Source organism: Streptomyces sp. NPDC035033 (assembly GCF_040636735.1).
In the GTDB taxonomy this organism is placed as follows: Bacteria; Actinomycetota; Actinomycetes; order Streptomycetales; family Streptomycetaceae; genus Streptomyces.
Genome location: NZ_JBEZUZ010000177.1, coordinates 1 through 6,350 on the forward strand (window position 1 = coordinate 1; position 6,350 = coordinate 6,350).

A 6,350-nucleotide genomic window follows, 5' to 3' on the forward strand; every position below is an offset into this window, starting at 1 on the left:
GCGCTTCCTTCGTTTCCGACTCTATCAGATCTTTCCGATCCGATTTCCTCGGTGCTTTCCGGTCCCGATTCTTTTTCTCTCGGGGCCTTCCGGCGGGGTCAAACATTACCAGGCTTTCTCCGGCTCCTTGACCGACCCTCCGCGCTCGTCCCGAACGAACCGGGGCAGGCAGAGGTGTAGACCACTGAGGTTAGGATCTGGCTTGATGGTGCTGCCGACCCACGACTCGAAGTCGCGTTGGGGTCAAGCAGGAGTACGACAGTACATCCCACCGTCAGTGGAGGCAAATCGTTTCCGGTAGTCCCTAGGTCCGCCCAACTGGTACGTCTCGTGCGGAACTAGGACTTCTTATGACTTACGCTTCTGAACAGTAACGCGCCGCCCAGGACAGGTAGTGGCGGCGCCACACGATCTCCGCCCCTGGGAGGCTTCCCATGACAACCGTGACGTCGCCACTCGCTGGACGCGCCATCGGTCTCGCCAACGTTCCCGACCCGGTCTTCTCCGGTGCCATGGTCGGGCCCGGCACCGCCATCGATCCCGTACGCGAGCCCTCCGAGGCGGTCTCCCCCGTCGACGGGGTCATCGTCTCCATGCACCCGCACGCCTTCGTCGTCGTGGACGGCGAGGGCCACGGTGTGCTGACGCACCTCGGCATCGACACCGTGCAGCTCAACGGACAGGGTTTCGAGCTGCTCGTGAACAAGGGGGACACCGTGACGCGCGGACAGGCCGTCGTGCGGTGGAACCCCGCCGAGGTCGAGGCCGCCGGCAAGTCCCCCATCTGCCCCGTCGTCGCCCTCGAGGCCACGGCCGACTCGCTCTCCGGCGTCCGTGAGGACGGCGACGTGAAGGCGGGCGACCAGCTCTTCGACTGGAGCTGAGCCCGCTCCGTCGTCACGGCGGCTGCGAGTACGACATTCAACGCGGTGGTTCCGGCCGCCGCTCTATCGGAGACGGGTGAGATGGAGACAACGCTGCGAGGCGTCGGCGTCAGCCACGGAGTGGCGATCGGCCAGGTGCGGCACATGGGTACGGCGGTCCTGGAGCCGCCCGCCAAGCAGATTCCCGCCGAGGAGGCGGAGCGCGAACAGGGGCGCGCCCGTCAGGCGGTGGAGGCCGTGGCCGCGGATCTGATCGCGCGCGGCAATCTGGCCGGCGGCGAGGCCCAGGCGGTGCTGGAGGCCCAGGCGATGATCGCCCAGGACCCGGAGCTCATCGCCGACGTCGACCGCAGGATCGCGGTCGGCAGCACGGCCGAGCGCGGCATCTACGACGCCTTCTCGCACTACCGCGAGCTGCTGGCGGGTGCCGGTGAGTACATGGCGGGCCGGGTCGCCGACCTGGACGACGTGCGGAACCGGATCGTCGCGCGGCTGCTCGGCGTGCCGATGCCCGGTGTGCCGGACAGCGACGAGCCGTACGTGCTGATCGCGCGGGACCTGGCGCCGGCCGACACGGCGCTGCTCGACCCGGCGCTGGTGCTCGGCTTCGTGACCGAGGAGGGCGGGCCCACCAGCCACAGCGCCATCCTGGCGCGCGCCCTGGGCGTACCGGCCGTGGTGGCGCTGCCGGGCGCCGGTGAGCTGGCCGAGGGCACGGAGATCGCGGTGGACGGTTCCACCGGCGAGATCTTCGTGGGCCCGAGCGAGGAGAAGAAGGCGGCGCTGACCAAGGCCGCCGAGGAGCGGAAGGCGGCGCTGTCCGCTTCCAGCGGTCCGGGGGCCACCTCGGACGGGCACAAGGTGCCGCTGCTCGCCAACGTCGGCGGCCCGGCGGACGTGCCGGCCGCGGTGGAGGCGGGCGCCGAGGGCGTCGGTCTGTTCCGTACCGAGTTCCTCTTCCTGGACGACAGCCAGAAGGCCCCGTCCGAGGAGAAGCAGGTCGAGGCCTATCGGAAGGTCCTGGAGGCGTTCCCCGAGGGCCGCGTGGTCGTGCGGGTGCTCGACGCCGGCGCCGACAAGCCGCTGGACTTCCTGACGCCGGCGGACGAGCCGAACCCGGCGCTGGGCGTGCGGGGTCTGCGGTCGCTGCTCGACCACCCGGAGGTGCTGCGGACGCAGCTGACCGCGCTGGCCAAGGCCGCCGAGGGACTGCCGGTGTACCTGGAGGTCATGGCGCCGATGGTGGCCGACCGGACGGACGCGAAGGCGTTCGCCGACGCGTGCCGCGAGGCCGGGCTCCGGGCGAAGTTCGGCGCGATGGTGGAGATCCCGTCCGCCGCGCTCCGGGCGCGTTCGATCCTGCAGGAGGTCGAGTTCCTGTCGCTGGGCACGAACGACCTGGCGCAGTACACCTTCGCCGCCGACCGTCAGGTGGGCGCGGTGTCCCGGCTGCAGGACCCGTGGCAGCCGGCGCTGCTCGACCTGGTGGCGCTGTCCGCCGAGGCGGCCAAGGCCGAGGGCAAGAGCTGCGGCGTCTGCGGGGAGGCGGCCTCGGACCCGCTGCTCGCGTGCGTGCTGACCGGTCTGGGGGTCACCTCCCTGTCGATGGGCGCGGCGTCGATCCCGTACGTGCGGGCGACGCTGGCGAAGTACACGCTCGCGCAGTGCGAGCGCGCGGCGGCCGCGGCGCGTGCCGCGGACACGGCGCACGAGGCGCGGATCGCCGCGCAGGCGGTGCTGTCCGGGGAGTGATCCCGGAGTCGTAGCGCGTGGTCCGGAGGGGCTTCCCGTCACCTGGTGGCGGGGAGCCCCTCCGTCGTGTCCGGGGTCAGGGGTGGCCGGGGTGGTGGGCTTGGGGGCCGGAGGGGAGGGGGAAGCCGGCACGGTGGTCGACGCCGTGCTCGGGAGGGAGGGGTTCGCCGGTGCGGGCGTCGGTGCAGTAGGCGGCGAAGACCTCGGCCTCGGTGAGGGGGACGAGGGTGCCCTCGGCGAGGCGCCAGCCGTGGAGCCGGTCGGGGCGGTCGGGGCGGGTGACGCGCAGGACGAGGCCACCCGGGACGGCGAGGGCGAGGCCGGCGGCGAGGACGGCGGTGAACTCGGTGGCGGCGGCGGGGTCGTGGTGCTGGGTGCCGTGGTCGTCGCGGGTGGTGTGGAGGACGGCGAGGAGGTGGTCGGTGGCGGCGGGGACGCTGCAGACGAGGTGGTGGGTGCCGGGTCCCGCTCCCTCGCACAGGTCGAGGAGGAGGCGGGTGGCGCGGTCGAAGGCGTCGCGTCCGAGGTCCAGGCCGCAGTCGGCGCAGTCTCCGGCGGTGGCGAGGACGGTGGTGGCGTACTCCCAGGTGGCGTGGCGGACGGCGGTGTCGACGAGTTCGGGGAGGAGCGCGGCGAGGGGCTGTCCCGTGTAGGTGACGCGGGCGCCGGTGGTGGCCAGGTGGTCGGTGAAGCGACTGCGGCTGGTGGGGTGGTCGGGGTCGAGGCCGGTCTCGGCGCAGTAGGAGGCGTACTCGTCGGGGTCGAAGAGGGCCACGGTGGTGTGGGTGCCTTGGCGGGCGAGGGATTTGAGGAGGGCTTCGACCTCCTTGAGGTAGCTGGGGTGGTCGGTGAAGGCGAAGGTGCGGTAGCGGCGCATCGCGGCGAAGTCCTGCTCGTCGGCGAGGAGGCCGACGGTGCTGGGGATCTCGCGGCGCAGGGCGCGGCGGAGGCGGCTCGTGGTGGTGGTCGTCGTCATGGCTCCCCCTCGGGTGCGGTGGTCTGGTCACCGTCGATCAGTGCTCACTCAGAGTAATCACGGGCACTGACAGTGAGGGTGGGGCGGGGTTCAGGACGCGGTCGCGGAGGAGGCGGTGCTGGGCCGCTCCGGCGCCGAGGAGGGCGAGGCCGAGGAGGGGCCAGGCGAGGGGGCCGGCGGTCATGACGCCGGTGACGAGGAGGGGTCCGGCGAAGCGCTGGGTGGACTGGGCGAGGCCGTGGACGCCGAGGTAGGCGCCCTGGGCCTCGGCGGGGGCGAGGGCGACCGAGAGTTCCCAGGCGGAGGTGGCGTGGATGATCTCGGCGAAGGTCAGGGCGGTGACGGCGACGACGAGGGCGGCGATGGCGAGGGGGCGGCCGCCGGCGGCGGAGGCGGCGAGGGCGAGGGTGCCGACGAGGAAGAGGCCGGAGAGGGGGACGAGGAGGCGGCGGGCGGCCCGGGTGGTGGCGCCGAAGCGGGCGAGGGGGACCTGGAAGAGGACGACGAGGACGGTGTTGAGGACGAGGAGGAGGGGGGCGAGGCCGGCGGGGGCGTCGGTGGCGTGGACGATCCAGAGGGGGACGGCCACCTGGAGGATGGTGTCGTCGAGGTAGAGGACCGCGTCGGTGGCGGTGTAGCCGAGGAAGGTGCGGTCGCGCCAGGGGCCGGCGGGCCGGCGCCCGGGGGTGTCGGCCGCGGTGGCGGCGACGCGGGAGGGGGCGGGCGGTTCGGCGCAGCGCAGGGTGAGGGCGGCGATGACCAGGTAGGAGAGGACGTTGCCGACGAGGAGCCAGGTGTACGCCCGGGAGGAGCCGGTGGCGAGCGCGGCGGCGGCGCCGAGGCCGCCGATGGACCAGCCGATGTTGACGGTGGTGCGCTGGATGGCCTGGTAGCGGACGCGGTCGGGGCCCGCCCGGCGGGCGGCGTACAGCTTGATGAGGACGCTGCCGGCGCGGTCGGGGAGGGCTCCGAGCGCGGAGTAGAGGGTGAGGAGGAGGAAGTGGTCGCCGGTCAGGAGGGCGAGGAGGGCGACGCCGCGCATCAGCTGGGCGGCGACGATGACGCGGACCAGGGGGAAGCGGTCGGCGAGGAGGCCCGCGAGGGGGGCGCCCGCTACGCCGACGCCGCCGGAGACGGTCATGAGGAGGCCGACCTGGGCGAGGCTCAGGCCGGAGACGTAGGTGAAGTAGAGGGCGGTGCAACTGGCCCAGAGGCCGGTGCCCGTCTTGTCGACGACGCTGACGACGAGCATCCGGCGGCCGTCGCGGCCTCCGGGGATGCGGTCGAGTGCGGTGCGGTGCCACGAGGACGGGCGGCTCACGCGGTTCCCCCTTGACGCGTTTTTATGTACTGATACATAATCTTTAACGTGGTGACACAATATTCGATCCAGGGGACGACGGCCAAGGGGATCGCCTCGTCCGTCGAACGCGGCGTGGCCGAGGGCGACCTCGCGCCGGGCGACGCGCTGCCTCCCGTACGGAAGCTCGCGGACGATTTGGGGGTCAGTCCGGGCACGGTGGCGACCGCGTACAAGGAGCTGCGCGGGCGCGGACTCGTGGTGACGCGCGGGCGGGGCGGCACGGTCGTGGCGGAGGCGCCTTCGGTGGCGTCCCGGCGCCCTCCCCGGATACCGGAGGGGCTGACGGACCTGTCGAGCGGTCTGCCCGATCCCGCGTTCCTGCCGGTGCTCCGCCCGCCGGGCGAGGTGCGGCCGGTCTACGGCTCGCACCGGGCCGCGCCCCGGCTGGCGGCCCTGGAGGAGCTGACCCGGGCGTGGTTCCGGCGGGACGGGGTGCCGGCGGAGCGGGTGACCTTCGCGCACGGGGCGCTCGACTGCGTCGCCCGGCTGCTCTCGGTGGAGCTGCGGCCCGGGGACGCCGTGGCGGTCGAGGACCCCGGCTTCCACCACCTCCTCGACCTGGTGCCCGCGCTGGGGCTGCGGATGGTGCCGGTCCCCGTGGACGGCGAGGGGATCACGCCGGACGGCCTGCGGGCGGCGCTGCGGGCCGGGGTGCGGGCGGTCGTCCTCAGCCCGCGCGCGCAGTGCCCGACCGGGGCCTCGTTCTCGGTGGGGCGGCGGGACGAACTGGGGGATCTGCTCCGGGAGTTCCCCGAGGTCCTCGTGATCGAGGACGACTACCTCACCGAGCTCGACGGTCCCCCGGCGCCCACCCTCGGCGCGCTGGAGCCGGCCCGCTGGGCACAGGTGCGCACGGTCTCGAAGCGGCTGGGGGTGGACCTGCGGTGGGCCGGGCTGACCGGTGACGCGGTGACGCTCGCCCGGCACGACGGCCGGATGCTGATGACCTCCGGCTGGGTCAGCCACGTGCTCCAGGAGACCGTCGTCGGGCTGTTCTCCGATCCGGGGACGGCACGGCTGGTGGCGCGGGGCGAGGCCGCGTACGCCGAGCGGAGGCGGGCCCTGATCGACGCCCTGGGCGCGCGCGGCATCCGCGCGGTCGGGGCCGCGGGGTTGAACGTGTGGGTGCCGGTGCGGGACGAGTCGGCGGTGGTCAACGGGCTGCGGACGCACGGCTGGTGGGTCGCCGCGGGCGCCCGGTTCCGGATCGCGGCGCCGCCCGCCGTGCGGATCACGGCGTCCACGCTCCTGCCGGAGGCTGCGGAGCGGCTGGCGGCGGACCCGCTGAGGGTGGAGGTGGTGAGGGGGCCGAGGTCGGGGGCGGTGACGTCGGTGCCGTAGAGGGTGAAGGAGTCGACGTCGAAGGCGGCGCCGC

Annotated in this window: 5 protein-coding genes; 3 read left to right on the plus strand and 2 right to left on the minus strand. The window is 73.4% G+C overall.

From position 1 onward, the window contains the following. The first annotated feature begins 434 nt into the window (after positions 1 to 434). Together AB0E83_RS34720 and ptsP are read left to right on the plus strand one after the other, a co-directional pair. Positions 435 to 884 carry a PTS glucose transporter subunit IIA gene (locus AB0E83_RS34720; protein WP_362120704.1) on the plus strand — a complete coding sequence of 150 codons (450 nt, stop codon included), beginning with the start codon at positions 435 to 437 and terminating at the stop codon, positions 882 to 884. Positions 885 to 965: 81 nt separating this feature from the next. Further along, a complete protein-coding gene (ptsP, locus tag AB0E83_RS34725) occupies positions 966 to 2,636 on the plus strand; it encodes a phosphoenolpyruvate--protein phosphotransferase (RefSeq protein WP_362120706.1) in 1,671 nt (556 codons plus the stop codon). Between the two features lie 76 nt (positions 2,637 to 2,712). Here ptsP and AB0E83_RS34730 read toward each other — a convergent pair whose 3' ends face one another. Together AB0E83_RS34730 and AB0E83_RS34735 are read right to left on the minus strand one after the other, a co-directional pair. Continuing rightward, positions 2,713 to 3,612 (minus strand): hypothetical protein, encoded by a 900-nt coding sequence (locus AB0E83_RS34730; protein WP_362120708.1) that lies wholly within the window; start codon positions 3,610 to 3,612, stop codon positions 2,713 to 2,715. Between the two features lie 37 nt (positions 3,613 to 3,649). Further along, the gene (locus AB0E83_RS34735) at positions 3,650 to 4,933 is read right to left on the minus strand and encodes an MFS transporter (protein WP_362120709.1); all 1,284 of its coding nucleotides are present in this window, start codon (positions 4,931 to 4,933) and stop codon (positions 3,650 to 3,652) included. 48 nt (positions 4,934 to 4,981) lie between these two features. On the opposite strand from AB0E83_RS34735, the gene AB0E83_RS34740 reads away from it, so the two are divergent. Continuing rightward, positions 4,982 to 6,316: an aminotransferase class I/II-fold pyridoxal phosphate-dependent enzyme gene (locus tag AB0E83_RS34740; protein ID WP_362120711.1), complete on the plus strand. Its 1,335-nt coding sequence runs from the start codon at positions 4,982 to 4,984 to the stop codon at positions 6,314 to 6,316. Positions 6,317 to 6,350 lie beyond the last annotated feature (34 nt).

Excerpts from the sequence above, each read along its gene's own strand:
- ptsP (WP_362120706.1), top strand. The coding sequence starts at position 966 with ATGGAGACAACGCTGCGAGGCGTCGGCGTCAGCCACGGAGTGGCGATC.
- AB0E83_RS34720 (WP_362120704.1), top strand. The coding sequence starts at position 435 with ATGACAACCGTGACGTCGCCACTCGCTGGACGCGCCATCGGTCTCGCC.
- AB0E83_RS34730 (WP_362120708.1), bottom strand. The coding sequence starts at position 3,612 with ATGACGACGACCACCACCACGAGCCGCCTCCGCCGCGCCCTGCGCCGC.